The sequence below is a fragment of the Paenibacillus taichungensis genome, assembly GCF_050994985.1.
In the GTDB taxonomy this organism is placed as follows: Bacteria; Bacillota; Bacilli; order Paenibacillales; family Paenibacillaceae; genus Paenibacillus; species Paenibacillus taichungensis.
This window is the reverse complement of sequence record NZ_CP194720.1, coordinates 6,209,061-6,233,744: the sequence shown is the minus strand read 5'-3', so window position 1 is coordinate 6,233,744 and position 24,684 is coordinate 6,209,061. Positions and strand designations below refer to the sequence as shown.

Below are 24,684 nucleotides of genomic sequence, written 5' to 3'. Positions count from 1 at the left end.
TCACTGCGCTACAGTGTACAGTGGCTATCTATCAGTCGTTACAATCAGGAGATGGGCTGTTTAGCCGTAATCATCTCACGCAACGCTTTTTTGCTTACTTTTCCAACTTGAGTTTTGGGAAAAGACTGCACAAACTCAATCCGATCCGGTATTTTATAGCTCGCCAGGCCCCGGTTACGCAGAAAAGATTTTACTTCGGCAGCTGACGGAGCTTCACCGCTCGGCACGATAAATGCACAGGAGCGCTCGCCCAGATATTCATCCGGCATGGATACTAATGCCGCATCATGTACGGCAGGATGGGCCAGCAGATGATTTTCCACTTCCTCGGCAGCCACTTTGTCGCCGCCACGGTTGATTTGATCCTTCGCCCGTCCTTCCACAACGAGATATCCATCAGTCGTAAGACTGGCAATATCTCCGGTACGATAGAAACCGTCCGTGGTAAACGATCTGGCATTATGTTCATCAGCCTTGTAGTAAGCTCGAATCGTATAAGGTCCTCTTGTCAATAAATGCCCCGATTGTCCCTGTTCCACATCCATGTCCTCGTCATCAACAATTCGTACTTCATCATACGGAGACATCGGCTTGCCCTGAGTGTTAACAATCACATGCAACGGATCATCCAGACGGGTGTAGTTCACCAGCCCCTCCGCCATGCCGAACACTTGCTGTAAGGTGCAGCCTAGGACGGGTTGGACACGTGCAGACACCTCGGCGCTGAATTTGGCTCCACCAACCTGAAGCACCTCAAGTGAAGGAAGTTTAATCCCCCGGGTAGCCGCCGCATTCAACCATATAAGTGCAAGTGGTGGTACAAGAGCCGTTATGGTTACCTTATGGCGCATAATGAGTGGAAAAGCTTCATCCGGGCTGGACCCGCGTGACAGTACAATGGTTCCACCCGCATACAGCGTACCCAGAAAGCCGGGTGAGCTCATGGGATAGTTATGTGCTATAGGCAGAACGGCCAGGTAGACACTATCTGGGGTAAGTCCGCAGACTTCCACACTTCTCCGCAAACTGTAGATGTAGTCATCATGAGTGCGGGGAATCATTTTGGACAGCCCGGTACTTCCACCAGACAACTGTAGAAAAGCAACATCCGAAGAAACTGGCTCATCCGGCAGTGTGACTGGTGCTGTATAAACATCCTCCAAAGCCGTAAATCGCCCCGCTTCTCCCGCCACGAATACATGCCGAAGTCCCGGAACCTCTGCCTGAACCTCTTCGGCCAGTGTGCGGTAATCAAACCCTCCATCCTGATCAGGTATCACGTATGCTACGGCCTCAGAGAAACGGGCAAAATACGTAATCTCACTCTTCCGATGTAAGGGAAGTGCATATACAGGCAGTGCACCAATGCGGAATAAGGCAAAACACACCTCGATAAACGCCGTAATATTGGTCAGCTGGATAATAACTCGATCATGCTGTCGTATTCCTTTGGCATATAAGCCAGCGGCCAGACGATCCACCCGATCGTTCAGCTCCGCATAGGTTAATTGTTGTTCACCACTGATAACGGCTACTCGATTGCCATATCGTTCTGTGCGCTGGCGGAGCATTTCTCCAAACGTAATTCCTTCCCAGCAGCCTTCCTGACGATAACGGTCGGCAACTTCCTCAGGCCAGGCCTGAAATCCTGACAGCATCATTCATTCCTCCTTCACACTGGACACAGATGAATCCAGACCCATGGCGAGCAGCATTGTTCCGAATTTCGCTGAGGTCTCTGCCAGCTCCGCTTCGGCTGTAGAACCTGCCACAATACCCGCGCCAGCGAACAGTTTAAGCGTATTCCCTTCCACTTCCGCACATCGGATCGTTACAGCCCACTCGCCGTCACCCTCACTGTCACACCAGCCCACCATGCCGGTGAATAATCCCCGTTCAAACGGTTCCTGTTCTCGGATGGCATCCCGAGCGGCCTGTACAGGCGTTCCACAGATTGCTGGTGTAGGATGAAGAGCAAACGCAAGTTCCAGTGATGATGTGTTCACATTAGCAAGCTCCCCGTGAATTTCCGTAGATAAGTGCCACATGGTTCGTGTTTGGATCAAGGAGGGTTCTGCCGGGACGGATAACTGCCTACACAACGGACGCAGCGCTTCCGCCACAGCCTCAATGACTACTGCATGTTCATGGCGATCTTTGGCGGAAGCCAGCAGTGCTTCTGCACGGCGACGGTCCTCAGCCGGATCATCACTACGGGCAGCAGACCCGGCGAGTGGATTGGCTCTCACTTTGGACCCTTTCCGGGTAACCAGCAATTCGGGGCTCGCTCCGATATAAGTCCGATGAGTTTCTTTTTCCGTCTCCACATCAGCGCGTTTGTTCGTTGTTATATTACCTTTTACTAGAGAGAGTTTCGTCATCGGAACAGCAAATGTATATCCGTGTGTGTTATCCCTGAACAAATTACGGAGTAACTGATGCGTGTTCACCAACGCCTGTGAAGTCACATGAAGTGTACGGGATAACACCACTTTGTGGAGAACGCCTTGATTCAGATCCCTCAAAACGTTGTTTACACTTTGCTGGAATATGGCTCCGGCAGGTTCTTCACGCACCTCACAACCCACTGCGGCCGGGCGTTTTTCCACCGCTGCTCTGGAGTCCGGGGATAGGGGTTCCGCCCATTGGATCTTCTCTGGAACGAATAGCTCTGCAGAAGAATGTATCGGATCGAACGGAATGGCGCCGACCACAATCGGTTTCGTTTGGCCCGAGCGTCTCGCCTTTTCCATCAACTGCTCCATCTGGTTAATGAAAAGCTGCGTTTCTTCATTCCGCTTTTGTTCAGTACCATTAACCGCGCCCATGAAATCAGTTGTATTCTCTTCCGATACCTCCATGGCAGACCATCGAATCTGCCCCCCTTGAGCTAACAGGGTATGTTGCGGTGAAGACCAGAAAAAGGACGTCCCCTCCCGATATTGTTCCAGAAGGTGTAAGGCGGAAGTTGCAGCAACCGTACCCGCTTTTGACATGATTATCATCTCCTTATCTTGATTCAGGCACCTAGCGTGGCGCCTCCGTCCACACACAAGTTATGCATCGTAATATGTCTAGCCTGATCCGATACCAAAAAAAGCACACTATCCGCTATATCCGATGGTAACGCCAGCCTGTTCAGTGGTATGCCCAGTCGGTATGCTTGCTGGGAACCGGCGATAACGGCCTGTGCTCCCTGCTCATCTGCCCACAATGCACGCTGCATATCGGTATCCGTCGAACCTGGAGATACAATGTTACAGCGGATATGGTCTGAGGCGTATTCAAGCGCCAAACATTTGGTGAACATGGTTGAAGCAGCTTTGGAGGCCACGTAGGCAGACATGTGCATCCGGGGCACGCCAGAAGCATTTGAACCGACAGTAACAATCGCCCCTGATTGACGTTCGGCCATGTAACGCACCACAGCACGTGACATGTAAAATACACCATGTGTATTCACGTCAAAAGTTCTTGTCCACTCTTCATCACGGAGCTCACTCACAGCCCCCGTGTATAGTACTCCCGCTGCATTCACCAGAATGCCAATCGGACCTAATGTCTCCTCAATACGCTGGATTGCATCTTCAACGGATTGATGATTAGATATGTCCACAGGAAAGACTGTTGCCTGATGACCCTGACTATGCAGATCTGTGACCAGTTGATTCAACTGATCCTCTCGTATATCGACAGCTGCAACAATAGCGCCTTGCTCGGCAAGCAATCTCGCCACGGCTTCACCAATGCCTTGTGCAGCACCGGTGACTACGGCTACTTTTCCATCAATTCCTGTGTAACTCACTCCCGTTCCTCCCTTGCATCACTGCTCCCTCTCCTGTTTGGAGAGATATGTTATCCTGCTGAATCTGATTGGATCATCCGTAAATCCATAACATTTCACTCCACTTGCCTTTCGCCCAATCTCCCATACCGATACCTCTAATTGAGAAATACTGTCGCCTCTTCCCTTCTACGACTCCGGGCTGCAGGCAAAACGAATAGCACGACTAATCAGAAATGGCAATACGGATACATGGTTTTCTTCTTCAAACTCGGTATATTTAATGTCCAGACCCGGCTGATTCAGCGCAGATAACCGTTCTGTAAGACTCGAAGCTTTATCATTGTTGCGGGCAGGATGCGTCTTCTCCTGTTCACCCATGCCAATCCACACATTGACGTTCACGGGATGCTCTTCCAGCCGTGCGACAAATTCCTGTTCCTCCGCCAGCATGACGTTCTGGTTCCAGTGAAGGGAAGGGCTACCCGCAATGTAATAGCGAAAAGCTTCTGGTTTCTTGAACAGCGTATGCAATACGAACAATCCACCAAGGGAATGACCAAAAATAGCCTGTCTGCTCCGGTCAATCCGATACTGCTGTTCCATATCCGGCTTCAGCTCTTCTTCGATAAACTGCAAGAATTCATCGGCTCCACCCTGTTTCGGTAAAGGTGTTCCGTCCGAATTCTGGGTATATTCCGTTGTGGCCTGCGGTGTAAAGTCATAGTAACGGTGCGGCGAAAAAGGGCCCGCTGTTGGATACCCAATGCCAACAACAATGGCCGGAAGTGCTCCGGTCTTCTCCGGTCTGCGGCCCTGTACACGAACAGCTTCGACCATCGTGCCAAACACCGAGTTGGCATCTAACAGATAGATCACCGGATACCCCGAAGGCGGTGGCGCTTCTGCCGGTTGGAATACCATGATCTGATAGGCATGATTGCCGTGGCGTGATTTCATCGTCCATTGTTCGGCGCGTGGAATCTGTACGGTACTGCGTGCGATATGTTCAAGGGTGCCAGATGCGGGTTGATTGGGCTGAAACGTCATTACGGATGGTTCCTCCTCGTTGTTCTGCGTATATAAGTTGAATATTGAATTACACATACACTCCACCGTCAGAATAACCTTCCAATCGCTGTTATCTCCAGATTTCCTCTATCCCCTCTTATAAAGGGAGAAATCCGGAGATAAAGGCGAACGCTTCGCTTCTCCAGGTTTTTTCTGACGTCTCCGTTTCTGTGTAGTTCATAAACTCAACTTATACTGTTATGTTTAATATAATTATTGAAATGTATGAGATTGATTCTCATTACCAATTATAAAAGAGTAAATCCGGCTGTCCCATGGACGATATCCAGAAATGATTTTGATTATCTCCATATTCCCACATTTCTGTAACTGACTTGGTTACCCCTAAAATAAAAAAACTCCCTCACGGAATACCTGAAACGCTGGAATATGTCCGGTTTCTGGCACTCCGCAGGGAGCTACATTTCTCATATTGTGATCAATACATCAATGGATTGCCTCTATTATTGCGTTAACGCCTTCAGCGTGTCGTCAATGACATGACCGTAAGCAATCAATCCGCCGCCCAGCCACGGAGCTGGCTCTACTGCGTACACATGTCCAGCTTTAACGGCTGGCATGCTGTTCCATACTTTTGTATCTGTCATTTCCTTCATGCTCCCCGGACCCTGTTCCACCGTGAAAATAAAGTCGGCATCAATCTCAGGCAACACCTCGGTCGATACCGTTGCGCTGTTCTCCGTTTGTACCAGTGTTGGTTTGCCGAGTCCCAATTGCTGATATACCACGTAACCACTAAAGTAGTTACCACCCATCATACTGATCCCACGAGGTGCAAAACGAATGATCGCTGCTTTCTTGCCCTCGGTAACTTTGGCGAGCTTGGCCTTAGCATCGTCTACCTTCGCATGATACGTTGCAATGGCTTTTTCGGCCTCAGCCGTTTTGCCCAGCAGATCACCAATTACCTGCAAAGACTTCTCGACATCACCCGAAGCATTCGTAAATACGTAGGTTGGTGCAATTTTCGAATAACTCTCATATACACCGTTCTCGGCATATTGGGCCGTGTGTAGAATAATAAAATCCGGATTGTACGCCATTAGTGCTTCAGGAGAAGGCAAACCACTGGAGAAATCCAGTGTTGGAACTCCGCTCAACTGGTCCTTAAGGTAAACATGACCTTGCGTACCACTCGCCCATTGAGCTACCGGTTTGACCCCCAGTGTCAGCAGAGAGTCTTCCAGATAAGGTGCAAAAACACGCTCCGTATGCTCAGGAACAATAACATCATGTCCCAGATCGTCTTTGACAGTTCGTTCTCCTTTGGTTTCTTCCGTGTTCTCTTCGGTTACAGCAGTCCCTGATGTGGCCGTGGTCGAAGCCTCCGTTGTTGGCTGCTCTTTCTGTGCTTCCCCCTCATTTTCTGATTTTGAGCCACAGGCAGATAGCAAACCCGTAATCAATACCAGTACGAGCAAGGCCGAGAATCCGGCACTACGAAATGGACGAACGGAACGGTGTCCGTTACCTTTTTTCTGTTGAAACATGACATATCCCCCTTGATAAACATTCTCATTTAGATAGATGGATTATATGTCATGTAGCCCGAGAATCACCATGGACGTTATCCAGATATACATTTGGACAATATCCCGTGAAAATCAGCAGCGCTTCATCCAGCATACGCATCACGCCTACGGCAGAGTAGTCAAACCAGGGATCACCTGTAATCAGATGAATCTGGTATTGCCTTACTGCCTTAAGCTGACGCCATACTGGCGAGTGTTGCAAACTGAGCCAGTATGCACGCGATGCGGCCTCAGGACACACCATAACAAGAATCCGATCTGGATTTAGCGCAGCCAGTTGTTCCAATGTTAACCGTGTATTGGCCTGAACATCGGGGAACGTCTCCAGTTGTAAACCATTGTTGTACAACACCTCTTCAATACCCGGATTTCGATACAGATAAAGGTGCTGCCCATACACTCGGACAACGATGACCTTCTCTCGGCCCACTTTCTGTTTTACGGAATCCCGTGCCTTCTCGACTCGCTGATTGTATACACCAATCCACTGCTCTGCCTGTTCTTCCCGTTCCAGAAAAGCAGCAATCATGCGTAACTGCGCACGCCAATCCAAGTGATACTTCGGTACAAAACAACAAGGTGCAATCTCAGCCAGTTTGGCCTGATCCTGGTCACTGATTTGATCCGTACCGACAATAGCGTCCGGCCGGATATGAACCAAACGCTCCACGTTGGCTTCAAATCTCAAGCTGGTATACGGGTCTGTCAGTCTCAAATGTGACTGAATCTCTGTTCGGTGCGCGTTATAATAATAAGCGGTCCATTTGGGATCAATCGGCGCAGCGACAGGCATGACATTAAGCGCCAGCAACTGTCCAATGATGCTGGAGGAGCAGGTGGCGATGCGTTTTCTCGCATTTTTGGCATAATCCGAAGGAGATACGCCCACTTCCTTTTTAAATTTGCGGCTAAAATAATACTCATCGCTATACCCTACTCTCAGCGCGATTTCACGGAGTTTGTACCCTGTTTCTTTCAGATATCGTTTCGCACGATTGATGCGAAGATCGGTCAGATATTCCATTGCACTCTGCCCGTAGGTCTTCTTGAATAGATCCACGAAATATTTCGCACTGATATTGGCTTTGTGGGCGAGATCTGCAATAGACAATGGTTCGTCATAGTGCTCGTCCATATATACTTTTACCTTGGCAAGATCCGTCTTGGGACTGCGGCCGGTAACGGGCAAGTGCGCAGGGGTCTGCGAATCATTTTCCAGTAACATAAGGCCACTCCTTTCGATCTGCTTGATCGGTTTGATATGAAATGTACAGGGCAATACAGCCGGTACTATATTAGACTAACGAAAATGATAATCATTATCAATTAAAATATCACATTCTTTTCCATTCAGTCAATCCATATATGGAAGAATGTACACAGTTCGATGTTAGGACTATCCAGTAAACAGTAAAAAAGCCAACTACGTGTTTGGGGCACGAGTTAGCTTTTGATGATGAGTAGCAAGGTTAAGTTTACAAAAATTTGAATTGAATTAATCCCGGCTCCGCAGCTTGCCGAGTAGACGAATAATTTCAAGATACAGCCATACCAGTGTAACCATCAATCCAAATGCACCGTACCACTCCATATATTTCGGAGCACCGTTGTCGGCACCACTTTCAATAAAATCAAAATCAAGTACCAGATTCAGTGCGGCCACAATGACGATAACGACAGAAATGCCGATTCCGATCAGGCTGTTGTCATGCAGATAGGGAACGGTGATCCCGAAAAAACCAAGAACAAAACTGAGGAGATACATAATCATGATGCCTCCGGTTGCTGCGACAACCCCAAGCTTGAAATTCTCCGTTGCTTTGATCAATCTTGTCTTGTATGCCATCAGCAGAGCAATAAAGACGGCCATGGTCAGTAAAGCAGCTTGCAGCGTAATGCCGTTATACAAGTATTCATACGTAGCCGAGAGTGCTCCGAGGAACATGCCTTCCGCAATGGCATAGATCGGCACAAGGTAAGGTGCCGCAACAGGTTTGAATGAAATAATCAATGCGAGGATAAAACCGACGATTGCCCCTCCATATGCAAGAGGAAGCACTTCCTGCCCATTGAAAAACATCATCCAGGATGCAAATGCACTGCCCAGCAGAATTACCAACGTAATAAACGCTTTGTTTACCGTACCGTTGATCGTCATTCTGGTTTGATACCGATCATCTCCATAACCTCTGGAGTCTTCAAACGTACTATCTTTGAGTGTAGGGTTACCGCTACGTCCGATCAAAACAATCACCTCTTCTATGTATTTGGTTAATCCTGTACTACCATCTCTAGGTTCTACATTGCTGTTTCTACGAACTACATATTAAATTACATATTGAAAAATAAAAATTCTAATGCTTCTAAGCAGACGTGGGATGCAATCCGCAGATCACATCCTTGTCTGTTGAAGCAAGCCATAGGCTATATGTCCCAAACCTTTGCGAAAAATACTTACACTTTATTCAGCACATTCCATCATTTGATTCCAATTCTTATCGCTTTTGGGGCACATTCGAGATACTTATTTGTACAACACTTTATCTACATTGTATTTCGCACGCATCGTGTTGATGATATAGGTCTCGTAAATTTCGCGGTCCACCGGATCTTCAATTACGCACACTTCGATGGTAGTTACTTCCTCGCGGTGTGACTTCATTGGTGATACCGTATCTTCAAAATGTTTCTTGATGCGCGGTCTTAATTTTCGTGCTTTCCCGACAAATAACAACTCATCATCGGCATTGTAAAACATGAAGATACCGCCTTTTTCCCGTGTAATCAGGTGGAAATCGGTGAATCCATAAATGTGGCTAAGCTGTGGATCAGCCTGCTTCGTGATGATGACATCTGGTGTTGGCACAGTAATATTAATCAATAGGTTCACTTCCTCATTATCTATAGGTTTACATCCTATCATATATTATAAAGGGAAACCATTTCATTAATAAGAAGCAAGATTCAAGCTTTTTTCAACTATTACGACAAATATTTCAAAAAAAAGGTTAACTTCCCTGATTCAAAGTGGTACTATAGGGGTATGAGGAAGAATTTGGGCACTAAGACATATGTCTTTATATCTACTTCCGTCTATTGTACCCTATGATTGATCATCTTTTTCATACTGAATTCTGTTACGTGCGCACGACAAGAGTACAGTTAGCAAGAACCTAGCTTTATAGCTTTACGATTCATCATCTATTCGACCCTTGCAGCAAGCAAACGTAGAAAGATCCTAGCTTTACGAAGAAAGTATAGAACTGGATTGACCTAGAAAGCCTGCAATTATAGCCGTACGAGAGTAAATAGACACACGTAGAAGGACAGATAGCTATCGATCCTAGAGAGACTAGTCATGCAACGCCAACCTAGAAAGTTATAAGCAGCAGCACTATAAAAGATGGATCACGTTTCACCCCAGCCCGGCATGATGCCAGGGCTTTTTTACGTTTGCGCAAACAACCAACCACCTCCGCAGGGAAACAGAGGTATCGTGGTTCTTTCTGAGGGGGTTATAATATGGCAAGATAGCAAATAAGGGAGTGATGGGATGTATTCCGATCTGCAACTGACGGAGGACCGCCCTGTATATATACAAGTCAAAGATTATATGAAGCGATTGATGCTCAAAGGCGGCCTGCAAGCCAAACAAAAGCTTCCTTCCACCCGCGAACTCAGTACACTCATGAAAGTAAGCCGCAGCACGATTCTGCTGGCCTATGCTGAACTTGAGGAGGAAGGCCTGATTTACGCGGTCAAAGGCAAAGGCAATTACGTAAGCTCCACCATTGATGCACCTGAGGCAACATCCGGGTGGCAGCTGGACTGGAACGAACGTGTCAGCGATTATGCAATCCAGGCAGAGCAGTATGATCTGATGAAACATGGCTCTGGCTCAGAGCGTGGTGAGATTTCATTTACCAGCATTGCGCCGGATGAGAAGCTGTTTGACATGCACAATGTCAAAAGAGCCTTTCTCGACCGGATGTCGCTTGAAGGTGAAGTGCTGCTGAATTACGGATATGCGCAAGGCTACAGGCCTCTCATGAAGTATCTACTGCGTTATATGGAAAATAAAGGTGTCGACCTATCCGGCAAGGATATTCTGATTACCAACGGATTTACGGAAGGTTTTGATCTGGTACTGGGCGCACTTCGCAAAAAAAGCGGCAGGGCTCTGTGTGAAAACCCGACACATCATACCGCTGTTAAAAATCTGAGACTTCATCAATTCCATCTCACCGGTGTGGATATGGAATCAGATGGTCTGGACCTGAAGCAGTTGGAACGGGAACTTGCAGCAAACCCGTATGATCTGGCCTACCTTGTGCCCTCCTACCACAATCCAACTGGGATCGTCACATCACCTGCCAAACGGACAGAGATCATTCGACTGATGAACCAGTACCATGTGCCGATAATTGAAGACGGCTTTAACGAGGAACTGCGCTATTCCGGTTCCCATGTCTCCCCTCTGATTGCCAGTGTGGGCAAAGGGAACGGACTCGTGTATCTGGGCAGCTTCTCCAAGGTATTGTTTCCGGGATTACGCGTAGGCTGGGTCATTGCGGATGCGGCACTGATTGATTATCTTGAAAGCATGAAACGGGCGCGCAGCATTCATACCTCGACGCTGGATCAGTCCCTGCTCTATCAATATCTGAGCAACGGCAATTTCGAGAAATATTTGAAGCGGGCTCGCACGGAGTACAAGCGAAAATATGAGCTGGTCGTCCGCTGCTTGCGGCAGTATCTGCCGATGTGCCGGGTTTCCGGTGAAGGCGGACTTCACCTGTTCGTACAATTCCCACCAGAATACCGCACGAGGGAGCTGCTGGCGGCTTGCAAGGCAAAAGGCGTTACCTTCATGCCCGGGGATACTTTTTATCTTGAACCTGGCCAGGGACAAAACACGATGCGTTTGGGTTTCTCCCGAGTCAGCGATGAGAACATTCGCAAAGGTATTCGCATCATTGGCGAGACGGTTGCTCAAATGAAATGAGGAGGATTACACATGAAAGTTGGCGTGATAATGGGTGGCACATCTTCGGAGCGGAATGTTTCTCTGCTCACCGGACAGGAAATGATCAACCATCTGGATGGACAGAAGTATGAGGTTATTCCGGTGGAGATCAACAGCAAACGTGATCTCATTGAGAAAGCCGCAGGATTGGATGTGGCACTGCTCGCTCTGCACGGCAAATATGGCGAGGATGGTACGATTCAAGGTACGTTGGAGTCGCTGGGTGTTCCTTATACAGGCTGTGGTGTCCTCGCGAGCAGCGTATGCATGGACAAAGATATGTCCAAACGCCTCATCCAGCATGCGGGTGTACCTACTGGCGAGTGGCTTCAGGTAAGCAGTTTGGATGAATTGTCATCAACCGCTGTGCAGCAGTTAACGTATCCCGTTGTAGTAAAACCCAATTCAGGCGGTTCCAGCATTGGTACGCAAGTGGTACAGGAACCCTCGACTCTTCATGCGGCTGTAGAAGCGGCACTCGTCTGGGACGAAGTCGTCATGATTGAGCAATATATTGAGGGTGAGGAGATTACCTGCGCCGTTCTGGATGGTCAGATGCTTCCAGTTATCTCGATTCGTTCAAATGCTGATTTTTTCGATTACACTTCCAAATATAATGACGGCGGCGCTGATGAGCAGGTCGTTCATTTGCCTGCGGATTTGCACAAACGTGTAGAAGCGGCAGCACTAACCTGTTACCGGGTGTTAAAATGCAGTGTCTATGCCCGTGTGGACATGATGATTCGGGATGGCATGCCCTATGTGCTTGAGGTAAACACCCTACCAGGTCTTACCCGAAATAGCCTGCTGCCCAAAAGTGCAGCCGCGGCTGGTATCTCCTTTGCCGGTTTGCTGGATTCCATCATTGATCTCTCGTTAAAAGAACGTCAAAAGGAGGCAACGCGATCATGAGTCTGAATATAACAATTCGTAACAGTACCCCTGAAGATCTGCAGGACATGGTCATTCTTATGGATCAACTCGGCTATCCAACCACGTATGCCGAGATGAAGGAGCGTTATTCGCACATCGCTGCGGATTCAAACTTTGCAACGTTGGTTGCCGAAGTCCGTGGCCGTGTCGTTGGACTGATCGGACTCCAAACATCTTATCTATATGAAAAAAACGGAAAGCACTGCCGTATTATGGCTCTTATCGTGCATGACCAGTTCAGAAGCTCCGGCATCGGTCGTCAGCTTATTCTGGAAGCAGAGCAATGGGCAGCCACTCATGGCGTGGATTCCTTATCCCTGAACAGCGGCAATCGCCCGGATCGTGAAGATGCGCATAAATTCTACCAACAGATGGGCTTTACCGCGGGAAGCACTGGCTTTAGCAAAAAGCCGCAGGCTTTGCAGCATAGCTGACTGTTTGGAAAGTAACATCAAAAAAACGCCCATTTCCAACACAAAGGTCGGAAACGGGCATTTTTTATAATATACAAATCTTACTTATGGCCGGTCGATAAAAATCCAGCCTGTTTCTTTTTCCTTATCTACAGATGCCCCAAGAGATTCGGCCATAAAGCGCAGTGGGACGTAAGTTTTGCCGTTTTTGCCCACATAAGCGGGTTCAACCATTGTTACTTCCTTGCCTGCAACAGTGGCCTTCTTGGAACCTACAGTCAGGACAATCTCATCGCCGGTGATATCGTCAATAACGACGATTTTATCCGACCCTTTGGTCCATTTCACTTCAGCATCCAATTCCTCGGACAGATAACGAAGAGGAACAAATGTTGTATTTTTAACAGTGACTGCGCCATAGGATTCGTCGTCCGGATACAACATGACATATTTACGGGTGATTCCCGCTTCATCTTTCAACAGCTGATACACAAGTGAATTGGAATCAAAATTGCGCAACATCTGACCTGGCGTGATATCTCCCTGCATCAGATCAATTGCACCAGCCGTTTTGTCCACGGCATCCACAGTTACTGGTCCACCAATATTCCACAGTTCGCTGTCACCATATACAGATACCGATTTGATCGGCAGATCTTCAGAAGCAGGCAACGCTACTTTGAAATCATAATTCTGTTTACGGATATTCAGTGCGCTGTCCAGATAAAAGTCCAATTTGAGATTGGTCTCAGTTCCGAACACCGTCTTCAATTCAGGTGTTTCGGTCAACAAGTTGGCTAGTTCCTTGTCGTAATTAGCAAGAATCTCGTCAAGACCGCCCTTAATCATTTCATACAATGAAGCAACTTCGGCATCCCGTGATTCGCTAATCGTAGAAGGAAGGGCACTGCCGTCGCCAATATCAACCGTGTTGAATGTAACGAGGATAGGGTAGAACACATCATACAGATCTCCAATCAGATCCTTGAGTCCTTGCTCATCCTGAGCAACACTTGTCAGAAACGGTTTAACCATGGCAAGAAGCTCTTCTCCACTGATCTCCACATGCAGCTTGGAGAGACTCAGCGATTCACCATTAACCGATTCCTGTACCGGGGTTACGGAAATATTTTTCGGGTTGGACAAATGCTTCAGCGCAAAGGTCAGCAATTTCGGGGAAAGCTCCTCGATCTGCTTCTCCAACGCCTTCGTATCTAGCATAGGAAGTGTGTCATCCTGCAAAGATATGTATAGAGGCTTTTGCGCTCCGTCTACATCAATGACCATTTCCGATTTATCCATCGACAGATGGAAAGGCAATTTCTTTCCTTGCATACTCAGTGTGCCTTTGACAGACGCCGTGTTGGAGTCCTTCACTTTGGCATCTTCAATATCCAATGAAACGGAATTAATGAGTTCAATCATTTGAAGCGCATCCTCATCGACGAGGTTTGCTGTAGGTTCAATTTTTATATGCATGGACTGTTTGGATTCACCGGACTTGACGGTTGTACTGTTGACAACGGCTTTGCCAATATCTACGCCACCTACGGCCTGACATCCCGTAAGCGCAACCATCATCAAAACGAGTGGTACGGCAATCCACTTCATTAGCTTGTGATTTTTGATACGATCTCCTCCTTAGGAAAAATGTGGTTCACTCCTATTATGAGGGTTATAGGTAATTGTTGTAAACCGAATCCATAAATAAATACCAAAAAAAGGCCGAACAATGGTCCGACCTCGGGTATGACGTATATTTAAAATTTGGTGTAATTTGCTTCAACAACAATATGCCTAGTCGAACCATAAACAGTTCAGTTTATTCTTTTTCCGTATCCTTGGACTCAGTGTCCTCATCGGATTCTTTACCATCGGTACGTGCAGGGGTTTCAAATTGATCCGGCTCGTCGTCTTGAATGGCTTTGTTCTCTTCATTCTGGTCTTGTGTCATATCGTATTCCCTCTCTTCTACCGGATTTTAGGCACAGTCTGTGCCTTGTTTCTATCAATAACCGGAATAATAACAAATTAAACAGACAGAGGTGGGAACTTAGAAAATATAAAAGACAATTCCGTTTCCGCTTGCAGCCGTTGCCTGATATAAAGCCTGAACATCATTCAGTGTCTGAACGATCTCCTGGAATGTCTCCTCTGCGTCCCAATCCTCCATGACAGGATACACGCCCTCAGCTACCATTTGTTCCAGGCTAAACCGTTCCTTCAATTCTTCAGGTGTCAGTTGTTCTAACGCCATGTACGCCTCGAGCACCTGTTCATTGTTCAGCTGGAACAGATCCATGTCTGAATAGTTGCCCAGATATTGTTCGCCTGCCAAAGGGACCACATATCCCAGAGGAGGCTGCCCCTCTACCACTTCACCAGTCAACGTAAACTGAAGCATCTGCCACATTTTATCGATATCCAGCTCGACCGAACAATCATGAACACTGACTTCACCTGACTTAATGGATGCAACCAATTCCTTGGTGACAACAAGATATCTGCCGGACATGCCCATACCCTTATCCCTCCTATGTATGTACTTCTCTTCTTTCCCATTAACCGTGCATGTTGTACAAGAATCGGGGTAAAGAGGTGAAAAGGAACAATAATCTTCAAGGAGGAGCGGAATCCATGAAAAAGTTTGATTACAGCCTCAATTACGAGGAGCTTGATCTGCGCAAGCAACCTGAACTATATACCGTTGGCCGGGGAGAGCAAGGTGTATTAATGGTGGAGCCCTACAAAAGCGAGATTCTACCGTACTGGCGGTTCAAAACACCCGAAATTGCGAAAGAATCCTCGCAGAAGATCTACGAATTATTTTTGGAGTATAAGGAAAAGGATGACTTTGCCGGTATGGATATGGCACGCAAGTTTCTGCAAATGGGCTATACGCGGGCCCGGCGGTATACGAATCATAAAGGCGGACGCAAATATTCGAAGGAGGACGGCTCCATCCTGCCTTATCAGAATAATAAAGTGAAGGCTGAATCAGCAGCCATTTTCAAAGCACAATGGGAGATCGCCAAAACGGACCCGGATTATGTGAAAATGAAGCAGAAGCACCGGGAAAAGTACGAGTCAGAGAACGTGCAGGAGCATGGGTGAAAATACATGATTCATGCAGATGTTCATTTTGATATAATGCAATACATCAAGCTTCACACACGAGATTAACGATGTACGCCCATCCAAAGGAGCCCTTATGAACCCACCTAGCCACCATTTCATCCTGACGCTTGTTTGCATGACCCTGTGTCTGTTTATTCTGCTTCCTTTGCCTGCATCTGCAGCCAAGTCTGAACTTGCCAGACAACATGAAATGACGGCCTTTGGTCCGCTACAAAGCGATGTTGACGGGATGCAGCCGGGATGGATCCTGGGAAATTCCCTGGATACGGTCGGATCTGATGAAACGTATTGGGGCAACCCGCGAGTTACCCGCGAACTGATACAGCAGATCGCTGCTCAGGGATACCGAAGTATTCGCATTCCCGTCACATGGGATGGGCATATTGGGGACGCACCAGACTACACTGTTGATCCAGCCTACATGGGTCGTGTTCAGGAGGTTGTCCAATGGGCGCTGGATGCCAACCTCTATGTCGTCGTGAACGTTCACCATGATTCCTACCTCTGGATCAGCCAACTGGAGACGGACCATGATCAGGTGCTTTCCCGTTATAAAGCAGTATGGACTCAGATTGCCAAGCAGTTCAAAGATGAACCACGTAAGCTGATGTTTGAAAGTGTTAACGAACCGCGCTTTCACCGCGGAGCAACAAATGCAGGCGACATGGGCTCAGGCAGCAATATTGATGAGGCACGGCAGTTAGAGCTTTTGCATGAATTGAACACTGCATTTGTAAAGTTGGTACGAGAAACAGGTGGAAATAACAGCGAGCGCCCGTTGGTCCTGCCTACGCTGGAAAGTTCACCAACACAGGTAAGACTCGACAGTTTGCAACAGACGATAGCTGGCCTAAAGGATCACAATCTGATTGCTACGGTGCATTATTACGGATATTGGCCGTTCAGCGTTAACATTGCAGGGCACACCACCTTCGATACGGATACGAAAAATGATGCGGCCAGCACGTTCAATAATGTGTACAACACACTGGTTATTCAGGGCATTCCGGTTATTCTGGGCGAATACGGCCTGCTCGGTTTTGACAAACATACGGATGTCATCGAACAGGGAGAGAAGCTGAAATATTTTGAGTTCATTGGTCATCAGTTAAAAGAAAAAAAGATCACGTCCATGTTATGGGACAACGGTCAGCATCTGAATCGACTAACATTCCAGTGGGCTGACCCGGATTTATTTCAGATGATTCAAGCGTCCTGGACAGGACGTTCTGCCGTAGGAGAAAGCGATCTGCTCTATTTCAGACAAGGTTCGCCTGTAGGAGACAGACAATTGACGATCAAATTAAACGGAAACAAGTTAGTTGCCCTGTATGCGGGTGATCAATTGCTGAAAGCCGGCACGGATTATTCGTTCATTGGCAACACCTTAACCGTCAAATCCACTGCGTTATCCCGGATGATCAGTTCAACTCAGAAGCTTGGGAACAATGGGATAATCACAGCGAAGTTCAATCAGGGCGCAAAATGGAAATGGAATGTAATTGTGTCCACGGAGCCCGAGTTGGGCCACGCAACAGGTATATTAGACTCCTTCTCCATTCCCACCCAGTTTCAAGGTGATCAGCTTGCCACGATGGAGGCTGTGTATTCATCCGGTGAGAACACAGCGCCACAGGACTGGACACCGTTCAAAGAGTTTTTGACCACATTTGCTCCTTCTTATGAAACGAATGAAATTAAGCTACAGCCCGATTGGCTCAAAGAACTGCACGACGGACAGATCGAGCTGACATTTCACTTCTGGAGTGGTGAGCTCATTCGCTACACACTGATTAAGAGCGGAAATCAGGTGACTGGCAAGGTAGAAAATTGAGCCTGTTCGCAGGTTGAGTTGAGATTGAACGCCCCGTTGATTGCAATGGGCGCTGCAGGATGCAGCATGACCTATGAAGTACTGAATTACTGAAGATTATTCAAATAGAGACGCTGCCAGTGGAGTATGTCAGCTGTGGACATAGCTAAGCCATGAATTGATAAGGAAATGAAAAAAGAGCAGGCACTTCATCGCTCGGATGAAGGACCTGCTCCTTTTTATAATTATATATAAGGAATTACTATCGCTAATTAACGCCCGGCTTCATTCTCAGCTTCCCAACGCGAGATTTCAGCCCGGACTTTGGGAGCGACTTCTTTGCCGAGCAGTTCAATGGCTCTCATTACCTCCTCATGCGGCATCGTGCCGAGGGGAGTGTGTAACATGAAGCGTGTGATACCAACTTCTTTACGCAGATAGATAATCTTCTGAGCAACGGTGTCCACATCACCCACATACAGCGCACCTTCCAGACTACGTGCCGCATCAAATGTTGCACGGCTGTAGTGTCCCCAGCCTCGTTCACGGCCCAGTATGTTCATTACAGCCTGGGCTGGAGGGAAGAATTTCTCCACGGCTTCATCTGTTGTATCTGCAATGAAGCCGTGAGAGTGGGAAGCCACAGTCAGTTTGGAAGCATCGTGACCTGCATGTGCAGCTGCTTTTTTGTACAACTCCACCAGTGGCGCGAATTGAACTGGGCGACCACCAATAATGGCGAGTACAAGCGGTAATCCAAGCAGACCTGCGCGGACAACCGATTCCTGGTTACCGCCACTGCCGATCCATACAGGCAGCTTCTCTTGTACCGGACGCGGGTAGATGCCTAGATTATTAAAGGAAGGGCGGTGTTTGCCTTCCCAAGTTACTTTTTCCGAATCACGCAGCTTTAAGAGGAGCTCCAATTTCTCGTCAAACAATTCATCATAATCATTCAGATCATAGCCGAACAATGGGAATGATTCGATGAATGATCCCCGCCCTGCCATAATCTCTGCACGCCCATTCGAAATGCCGTCCAGCGTTGCAAAATCCTGAAAAACCCGTACCGGATCAGCCGAAGATAGCACCGTTACAGCACTGGTTAGGCGAATGCGTTTGGTCTGTGAAGCTGCGGCGGCCAAAATGATAGCTGGTGATGAAGCGGCATAGTCGGCACGGTGATGTTCTCCCACGCCGTATACATCCAGCCCCACCTGATCTGCCAAAACAATCTCTTCAACGACGTCGCGAATACGCTGCGCATGACTTATAAGTTCTCCTGTGTTTACGTCTGGGTTCGTCTCCACAAATGTACTGATTCCAATTTCCATTGTCTATTCCTCCCTGTTATGAAGCGATCCGTCGTTCATCTAACCTATTGTAAGTAGATCACCTTTTGTTATTTATCTTAATATTGAACTATTTTGAGGAAAAATACAAGTGCCCCCTGTTCTCCAGAGGGCACTTTCGTGACATATTCTTCTCAAAATCCAATGATTTCATAATTATTTCTTTTTCCCAATGTACAACAGATGAGACGAGATTCCCAGTATTGACGGGTCTTTGGCCGCCTCAATCATATACTGGATCAACTCATCGTATTCTCCTCGTTCTTTCCAATATTGCTGCTGCTCTTCTGTGAGCATAGCTCTCAGACTGGACGATCCAATCAGGTCTACCGTTTCGAATCCGTGCTGCTCCATAAAAGGGTTAATATCCTGTATGTTGAAATAGTACGCCCCTGTAAACCGCCCTTGATCCAGATGATCGAATGTACCCTTTTCCACAAAAGACCGGATAGCTTCCATGTGGTCATGTGGTTTCCATTGCTGCGGGAATTGTAAAGAGGTAATGCCCATTCGCATACGGCTCTGCATCGCTACAAACACAGTTCCCCCACGCTTGGTGACCCGATGCAGCTCCCGTACCGCAGCCACTCGCTCTTCTTCCGTCTGCAAATGATACAACGGCCCCAGCATCAGAGACGCATCATATGTCTCATCTGCAATACCGTTCAGATGGGTCGCATCCAACACATGAAATCCGTCAAACTGCTGTGTCAAATCCAATTCCTTTGCCTTCTGTCGAGCCAAATCCACAGATGCAGGGGTCAAGTCTGACAGCGTGACATGGTATCCAAGTTTTGCAAGCTCCATGGCATATTTGCCTGGTCCTGCGCCATTGTCCAGCACAAGTCCGGTTGCCGGAAGTGACTCTCGGACATAATGCATATTAATGATGAACTCCAGCGGTTCTCGGTCCAGCCTTCCCCACTCGTCAAATCTGGAATAATACTCAATCACACGTGATCTTTCCATGATTCTGCACCTGCCTTTTCTCAACATTAAGGCCATATAAAAAAACAAAAACCTGCCACCTCAACTAAGAGGCGACAGGTCTGACCTTCGCGGTACCACTCTTCTTGATCCATGAACAGGATTGGAAACATCATACTCCAACCTATCCTGCCATAACATCTCAGGACCTGATGACGGAGGTTAACCGTCAGGATCTACATGAAGTCAGCGTATAGCATCATTTTCAATATCCAGCCCTTTCGTGTGCTGAACAACGACGATACTTACGTAACTACGATTCAATCCTGCTGCTCACAGGTGAGTTGGGGATAGGTTGGACTGCCTTGCACCATAACGACAGTTCTCTGGACCAAACCTTGTGCCTTAATACTCCTGATCAATGCATTTGACTGTTAAATTTCACTCAGTATAGTACTTCTAAATATTTCCTGTCAATTCTTATTTTCCAGTTGCACAGCTACTTCACGTTCCGGTTCTTCTGTGCTGTACATCCACGGATATACGATTGCTGAATCCGATGTGTAATTATTATACCGATCAATACCCAGGTTTTTTCCGTCACCTGCAAATTGAGTCTTGGCCGGAGTACCATAACTTCGTTTGCCCTTCTGGATCGTATAGGTCTGATTAATTCCACCAAAATGTAGATCATCACTATATCTCTCCACGTACAAATCACCGTCCTTACGGTAATATGTCCAATGGATTATAGAATCGCCCAGATTCGAATTAATGTATTGTGGTTTCTCCCCAATCTCGGATAAGGTAATTGGCTCAAATTCACCCTGAAAATAATTGACTTTATGGCGGGCATACAAGGTCATTGGGGTATCCTGATTAACTTCCAATCCAGAGGTTACTTCGAAGCGCAGTTCCGCTTCATGTGCCGGATCGTCCGACGGCCATACCCCTCCAATTAACTTGCTGCCATTTACATCAAGTGTGTATTTCAAATATGGTAATTGCATGAAATATTCGCTATGAGTAACGATCAGCCTGATTTGGGTGGGTGTAATTATGGCTTCCTTGATGACTGCTCCATCCGACTGATCCTCCAGAGGTATATTTAGCACTCTTGTACTCGTACCACTAAGCATCTCTGTTTTATCCAGACGTATACCGATATCCAGTGGTTGGTCCATTTTGCTTTCTTCTTTACTATAAGCCAGTACATAACTTGCTGCTTGTTGCTTCAACTTCTCTAAGTTATAGAACTGTTCCGATATATATTCACCATGTTCTCCTGGCTTTCCATATATGCCTGCTGCATTCCCTTCCAGAATCTGTCCTTTCTGATCGTATATCTTTAAATACGGAAAGGCATAGTCACGAACCTCCGGTTGATCAAAGGTTAATGATGTAGACAACATCATCTTATTTCCCTTCTCGTTGAATGCGCTCACTACAAGTTCACCCAAACCATCCTTGTTGATATTGAACACCTGTGATTGCTGCTGAAAAGGATTTAGGGTAATTTCCTTTTCTTCCGGAACTAATATTTGGATTCCACCTACAGTGAAGTCGACATTTGCTTCTTTTCCTGATGGTGTCCACTCCGTCTCAAAGTACCCTTTAAACTTTCCATCGGTCTGATCAGGAACATGGTAATACCTCCCTTCAATCAGTTTTCCACTCTCATCCCGCATGCCAATAGAAGGGAATTGTAATGTATCACCTCTGTACTTACCAGGGTCCAATGTATACAAAATAACTGTGCGATTATCATCGGAAAAGGCTGTATCTAAGGTTAAAGTCACCCCGTTGACCGTTACGGACTGATTCAGTTTCTGTCCAAGCTCCTTTTGCATGGCATTCTGGATACCACTACGGTCATTTAAAAGTTCACCCCAATTATAGTGGACTGCTGCATATACCGGCGTCGCCATGAGAATAACTGCAGCGGTTCCGATCAGTGCAGTCTTCTTCCATTTGATCTGTTGCGGCACATGTTCTTTATTCTCTGATACATGAAGCTCTGGGCAACGCTCTTGATCCTGTCGAATCTGATTCCACATGGCATCGAAATCGGGATAGCGAATATCTGCATCATTTTTCAGATGACGAGACAACAGATTTTCCGTATGTTTCACTATACATTTCCCCTTTCTGATGTTGCTTTCTGGCTTGATCCCATTTTTTCCTAAGCAATCGAATGCCCTTATATACTCTGGACTTCACCGTTCCCAGTGGCACTTCCAGAATCTCTGCAGTTTCGGATAAACTTAATTCGTTCATATAACGCAGCAGAATCGCTGAACGTATCTTTTCAGGTAGCTCATGAACCCATTGTGCCCAGACCTCGGACTCCTCCACATGTTCGATCAACGTATCAACCGGATCAGCGTTTCGTTGAGGGGTGAGAATATACTGCCTTTTCTCCCGCTGCTTGACTGTTCGTTCCCTCTTCAGAAAGTTAAGACAATGATTCACCGTAATTCTCATCAGCCATGTCTTCATGTATTCAACCTTCTGCCAATCCTGACGAAATACCGTAATAAAAACATCGTGGCATACATCTTCTGCATCCTGAGCATGATGGAGCATGTAATAACAAGTTCGGTACACATCCTTGTTGTACATCTCAAACAATTCCTTTTCGTTCAAAAGCTTTCCCTCCTTTCTCTGCATCAGCCTTTTCAAATCTATAGACAAAGCCGATCCTTCAAAGGTTCATTCTTACCCTTTCTCCACCCAACAAAAAAGAACCTTCACTTCCACATCATTGCAGAAATGAACGTTCTTTATGGTTTAAGACAAGTCCACTAACATGGCAATCCAGCCATGCCTAAAGAGAAGCTAGATTTTTTTCACAAACTCGGACTTCAACTTCATTGCGCCTAGGCTGTCGATTTTGCAGTCGATGTCATGATCACCGTCAATCAGTCGGATGTTTTTGACTTTGGTTCCCTGCTTAACTACCAGCGAGCTGCCCTTCACCTTCAAATCCTTAATAACCGTAACGGTATCGCCATCATTCAGGACATTACCATTGGAATCGCGTACTACTTTAGTTTCCTCCGCATTCTCTTCTTCTGATGCTAGCGCCCATTCGTGCGCACATTCTGGACACACCAACAGATTACCGTCCTCGTACGTGTATTCGGAATTACATTTGGGGCAATTAGGCAAATTAGACATATGTATTAAACTCTCCATTCATTTTGTGGCTTCCTCGCAAGTATACGGGAATGCAGTCCATTGTTCCACATAGGCCACAGTGGTTAATTGATTTTAAACAAAATTTAAGATTGCCCCGCCCCCTGATTTAAGGAAGGTTCCTTATACTGAAGCTATAAAAGGAAAATGGTGGAGTATCACAACGAAATACTATTCTTAAAAGTCGTGTCTTACACGCTGATATACATCCTATAAAAGGAGTTTCTGCTTATGTCACCCTATGTTTTCCCTGTCCAGACGGCTTTCTTTATTTTTGTCCTTATCGCCATGTTTCTGCTGGTGCCTTGGTTAATCTACGGATATCGAAAAGATGGATTTTTTAGCTGGTCGCGGTTTGGCGTCAGCTTTTCATTTATTTTCTACTTGCTGGCTGCATATTGCCTTGTTATTCTTCCTTTCCCGACCACGCGTAATACATGTGCACAGCAAGCAGCGGATACCGTCTATTACAACCTTGTTCCATTCACCTTTGTAAAAGATATTATGAAAGAAACACCAGTTGTCTGGTCTCAACCCGCCAGCTATATGGGAATGATTCAGGGCAGAGCTTTTCTGCAAGTTCTGTTCAACGTATTGCTTCTCATGCCACTTGGCGTGTATATCCGTTATTTTTGGCAAAAGAGATCTTACTGGAAACAGGCTTTGTTAAGCGGATTCGGCTTATCCCTGTTCTTTGAGATTACCCAGATCACCGGCTTCTACGGTTATTATGATTGCCCGTATCGGCTGTTTGACGTGGATGACCTGCTGCTGAATACTTCAGGAACGGTACTGGGATTTTTCGCAGCACCCATCGCGCTTGCCTTATTCCCATCTCGTGCAAGTATTCAGGCGAAAAGCGAACAAATCATCGAACAAAACAAGGTCTACCCTGTAGCCCAACTACTCGCACTCATTATCGACAGTGTAGTTGTCGTATTCCTGTCCAATCTGATGTCCATTTTCAATCTATCCCATACAAATGCCATGATTAGTATGCTAAATACCATGATTGCGATGCTGGTTGTATTTTTCTTTATCCCATCGCTGCGAGAAGGCAAAACACCAGGCTCAGCCCTGATGCGATTCAGATATATTGATCAACGGACAGGCGATCCTTCCAGCACTTCCCTGTTCAAAAGATTGCTCGCGCTTTACGTCCCTTGGCTGTTTGTGACCATTGCTCAAATCATAAACGAGTATGCTTTGCTAAACAAAAATGCGATGCTTGAGCCCTATAAAATATGGCTTTCTGTCGGCATTGTTGGTTTGCATGTGCTGATTCTTCTGGTGTTGTTCGTTCATGTCATGCTGGTGCTGTTCTCCCGGGGCAAGCGAGCCTTTTACTGTGATGATGTGTCTAAGACAAGAGCATCCCGAAAATAAATGCTGGACTCATTCCACTCACAGCACATAGGTTCAGGTGAAAGATAGTACTGTATCGTTTGCCATTAAAGTCGTCAAGTTGGTCCATCG

22 protein-coding genes are annotated in these 24,684 nt (G+C 46.8%); 6 read left to right on the top strand and 16 right to left on the bottom strand.

The genetic code is table 11. The features are described from left to right. Positions 1 to 44: 44 nt before the first annotated feature. From ACR1R9_RS28215 to ACR1R9_RS28180, 8 genes are all read right to left on the bottom strand, one after another. On the bottom strand, positions 45 to 1,658 hold the full coding sequence (locus tag ACR1R9_RS28215; protein WP_433923784.1) for a (2,3-dihydroxybenzoyl)adenylate synthase: 1,614 nt from the start codon (positions 1,656 to 1,658) through the stop codon (positions 45 to 47). 3 nt (positions 1,659 to 1,661) lie between these two features. Then, entirely contained in the window at positions 1,662 to 2,996 is a 1,335-nt protein-coding gene (dhbC, locus tag ACR1R9_RS28210; protein WP_433922204.1) for an isochorismate synthase DhbC, read from the bottom strand. Between the two features lie 23 nt (positions 2,997 to 3,019). After that, positions 3,020 to 3,805, bottom strand: coding sequence for a 2,3-dihydro-2,3-dihydroxybenzoate dehydrogenase (locus ACR1R9_RS28205; RefSeq protein WP_433922205.1), 786 nt, complete (start codon positions 3,803 to 3,805; stop codon positions 3,020 to 3,022). Between the two features lie 168 nt (positions 3,806 to 3,973). Next, positions 3,974 to 4,834: an alpha/beta hydrolase gene (locus ACR1R9_RS28200; protein WP_099857915.1), complete on the bottom strand. Its 861-nt coding sequence runs from the start codon at positions 4,832 to 4,834 to the stop codon at positions 3,974 to 3,976. A 485-nt stretch (positions 4,835 to 5,319) separates the two neighbouring features. Continuing rightward, entirely contained in the window at positions 5,320 to 6,366 is a 1,047-nt protein-coding gene (locus tag ACR1R9_RS28195; RefSeq protein ID WP_433922206.1) for an ABC transporter substrate-binding protein, read from the bottom strand. A gap of 49 nt (positions 6,367 to 6,415) precedes the next feature. Beyond that, positions 6,416 to 7,633, bottom strand: a complete 1,218-nt coding sequence (locus ACR1R9_RS28190) for an AraC family transcriptional regulator (RefSeq protein WP_076287304.1) — start codon at positions 7,631 to 7,633, stop codon at positions 6,416 to 6,418. A gap of 270 nt (positions 7,634 to 7,903) precedes the next feature. After that, entirely contained in the window at positions 7,904 to 8,653 is a 750-nt protein-coding gene (locus ACR1R9_RS28185) for a Bax inhibitor-1/YccA family protein (RefSeq protein ID WP_433922207.1), read from the bottom strand. A gap of 279 nt (positions 8,654 to 8,932) precedes the next feature. Beyond that, positions 8,933 to 9,289, bottom strand: a complete 357-nt coding sequence (locus ACR1R9_RS28180) for a nucleotide excision repair endonuclease (protein ID WP_090902968.1) — start codon at positions 9,287 to 9,289, stop codon at positions 8,933 to 8,935. A 672-nt stretch (positions 9,290 to 9,961) separates the two neighbouring features. On the opposite strand from ACR1R9_RS28180, the gene ACR1R9_RS28175 reads away from it, so the two are divergent. From ACR1R9_RS28175 to ACR1R9_RS28165, 3 genes are read left to right on the top strand one after another with little or no spacing between them, the layout of a single operon-like run. Beyond that, positions 9,962 to 11,413, top strand: a complete 1,452-nt coding sequence (locus ACR1R9_RS28175; RefSeq protein WP_076287302.1) for a PLP-dependent aminotransferase family protein — start codon at positions 9,962 to 9,964, stop codon at positions 11,411 to 11,413. Positions 11,414 to 11,425: 12 nt separating this feature from the next. After that, positions 11,426 to 12,346 carry a D-alanine--D-alanine ligase gene (locus tag ACR1R9_RS28170; protein WP_076287301.1) on the top strand — a complete coding sequence of 307 codons (921 nt, stop codon included), beginning with the start codon at positions 11,426 to 11,428 and terminating at the stop codon, positions 12,344 to 12,346. Continuing rightward, entirely contained in the window at positions 12,343 to 12,801 is a 459-nt protein-coding gene (locus ACR1R9_RS28165) for a GNAT family N-acetyltransferase (protein WP_076287300.1), read from the top strand. The genes ACR1R9_RS28170 and ACR1R9_RS28165 overlap by 4 nt, the downstream gene beginning before the upstream one ends. Before the next feature lie 84 nt (positions 12,802 to 12,885). On the opposite strand, the gene ACR1R9_RS28160 is transcribed toward ACR1R9_RS28165, so the two are convergent. The 3 genes from ACR1R9_RS28160 to ACR1R9_RS28150 form a co-directional block, all read right to left on the bottom strand. Then, the gene (locus ACR1R9_RS28160; protein WP_256716704.1) at positions 12,886 to 14,391 is read right to left on the bottom strand and encodes a copper amine oxidase N-terminal domain-containing protein; all 1,506 of its coding nucleotides are present in this window, start codon (positions 14,389 to 14,391) and stop codon (positions 12,886 to 12,888) included. Between the two features lie 211 nt (positions 14,392 to 14,602). Beyond that, positions 14,603 to 14,734 carry a hypothetical protein gene (locus ACR1R9_RS28155; protein ID WP_256222229.1) on the bottom strand — a complete coding sequence of 44 codons (132 nt, stop codon included), beginning with the start codon at positions 14,732 to 14,734 and terminating at the stop codon, positions 14,603 to 14,605. A 99-nt stretch (positions 14,735 to 14,833) separates the two neighbouring features. Further along, a complete protein-coding gene (locus ACR1R9_RS28150; RefSeq protein WP_433922208.1) occupies positions 14,834 to 15,301 on the bottom strand; it encodes a YfbM family protein in 468 nt (155 codons plus the stop codon). A gap of 116 nt (positions 15,302 to 15,417) precedes the next feature. Between ACR1R9_RS28150 and ACR1R9_RS28145 the strand changes: the two genes are divergently transcribed. Then, positions 15,418 to 15,894, top strand: a complete 477-nt coding sequence (locus tag ACR1R9_RS28145) for a DUF4385 domain-containing protein (RefSeq protein ID WP_433922209.1) — start codon at positions 15,418 to 15,420, stop codon at positions 15,892 to 15,894. Between the two features lie 97 nt (positions 15,895 to 15,991). Beyond that, positions 15,992 to 17,752, top strand: coding sequence for a cellulase family glycosylhydrolase (locus ACR1R9_RS28140; RefSeq protein WP_433922210.1), 1,761 nt, complete (start codon positions 15,992 to 15,994; stop codon positions 17,750 to 17,752). A 251-nt stretch (positions 17,753 to 18,003) separates the two neighbouring features. On the opposite strand, the gene ACR1R9_RS28135 is transcribed toward ACR1R9_RS28140, so the two are convergent. From ACR1R9_RS28135 to ACR1R9_RS28115, 5 genes are all read right to left on the bottom strand, one after another. Then, a complete protein-coding gene (locus ACR1R9_RS28135; RefSeq protein WP_310854206.1) occupies positions 18,004 to 19,065 on the bottom strand; it encodes an LLM class flavin-dependent oxidoreductase in 1,062 nt (353 codons plus the stop codon). Positions 19,066 to 19,239: 174 nt separating this feature from the next. After that, entirely contained in the window at positions 19,240 to 20,052 is an 813-nt protein-coding gene (locus ACR1R9_RS28130) for a class I SAM-dependent methyltransferase (protein ID WP_175381955.1), read from the bottom strand. Positions 20,053 to 20,483: 431 nt separating this feature from the next. Further along, positions 20,484 to 22,142 carry a DUF4179 domain-containing protein gene (locus ACR1R9_RS28125; protein WP_433922211.1) on the bottom strand — a complete coding sequence of 553 codons (1,659 nt, stop codon included), beginning with the start codon at positions 22,140 to 22,142 and terminating at the stop codon, positions 20,484 to 20,486. Beyond that, positions 22,099 to 22,656, bottom strand: a complete 558-nt coding sequence (locus ACR1R9_RS28120) for an RNA polymerase sigma factor (protein WP_433922212.1) — start codon at positions 22,654 to 22,656, stop codon at positions 22,099 to 22,101. The genes ACR1R9_RS28125 and ACR1R9_RS28120 overlap by 44 nt, the downstream gene beginning before the upstream one ends. A 192-nt stretch (positions 22,657 to 22,848) precedes the next feature. After that, positions 22,849 to 23,190: a zinc ribbon domain-containing protein YjdM gene (locus tag ACR1R9_RS28115; protein ID WP_076287691.1), complete on the bottom strand. Its 342-nt coding sequence runs from the start codon at positions 23,188 to 23,190 to the stop codon at positions 22,849 to 22,851. A 249-nt stretch (positions 23,191 to 23,439) separates the two neighbouring features. On the opposite strand from ACR1R9_RS28115, the gene ACR1R9_RS28110 reads away from it, so the two are divergent. Beyond that, a complete protein-coding gene (locus ACR1R9_RS28110; protein WP_433922214.1) occupies positions 23,440 to 24,594 on the top strand; it encodes a VanZ family protein in 1,155 nt (384 codons plus the stop codon). Positions 24,595 to 24,684: the final 90 nt, after the last annotated feature.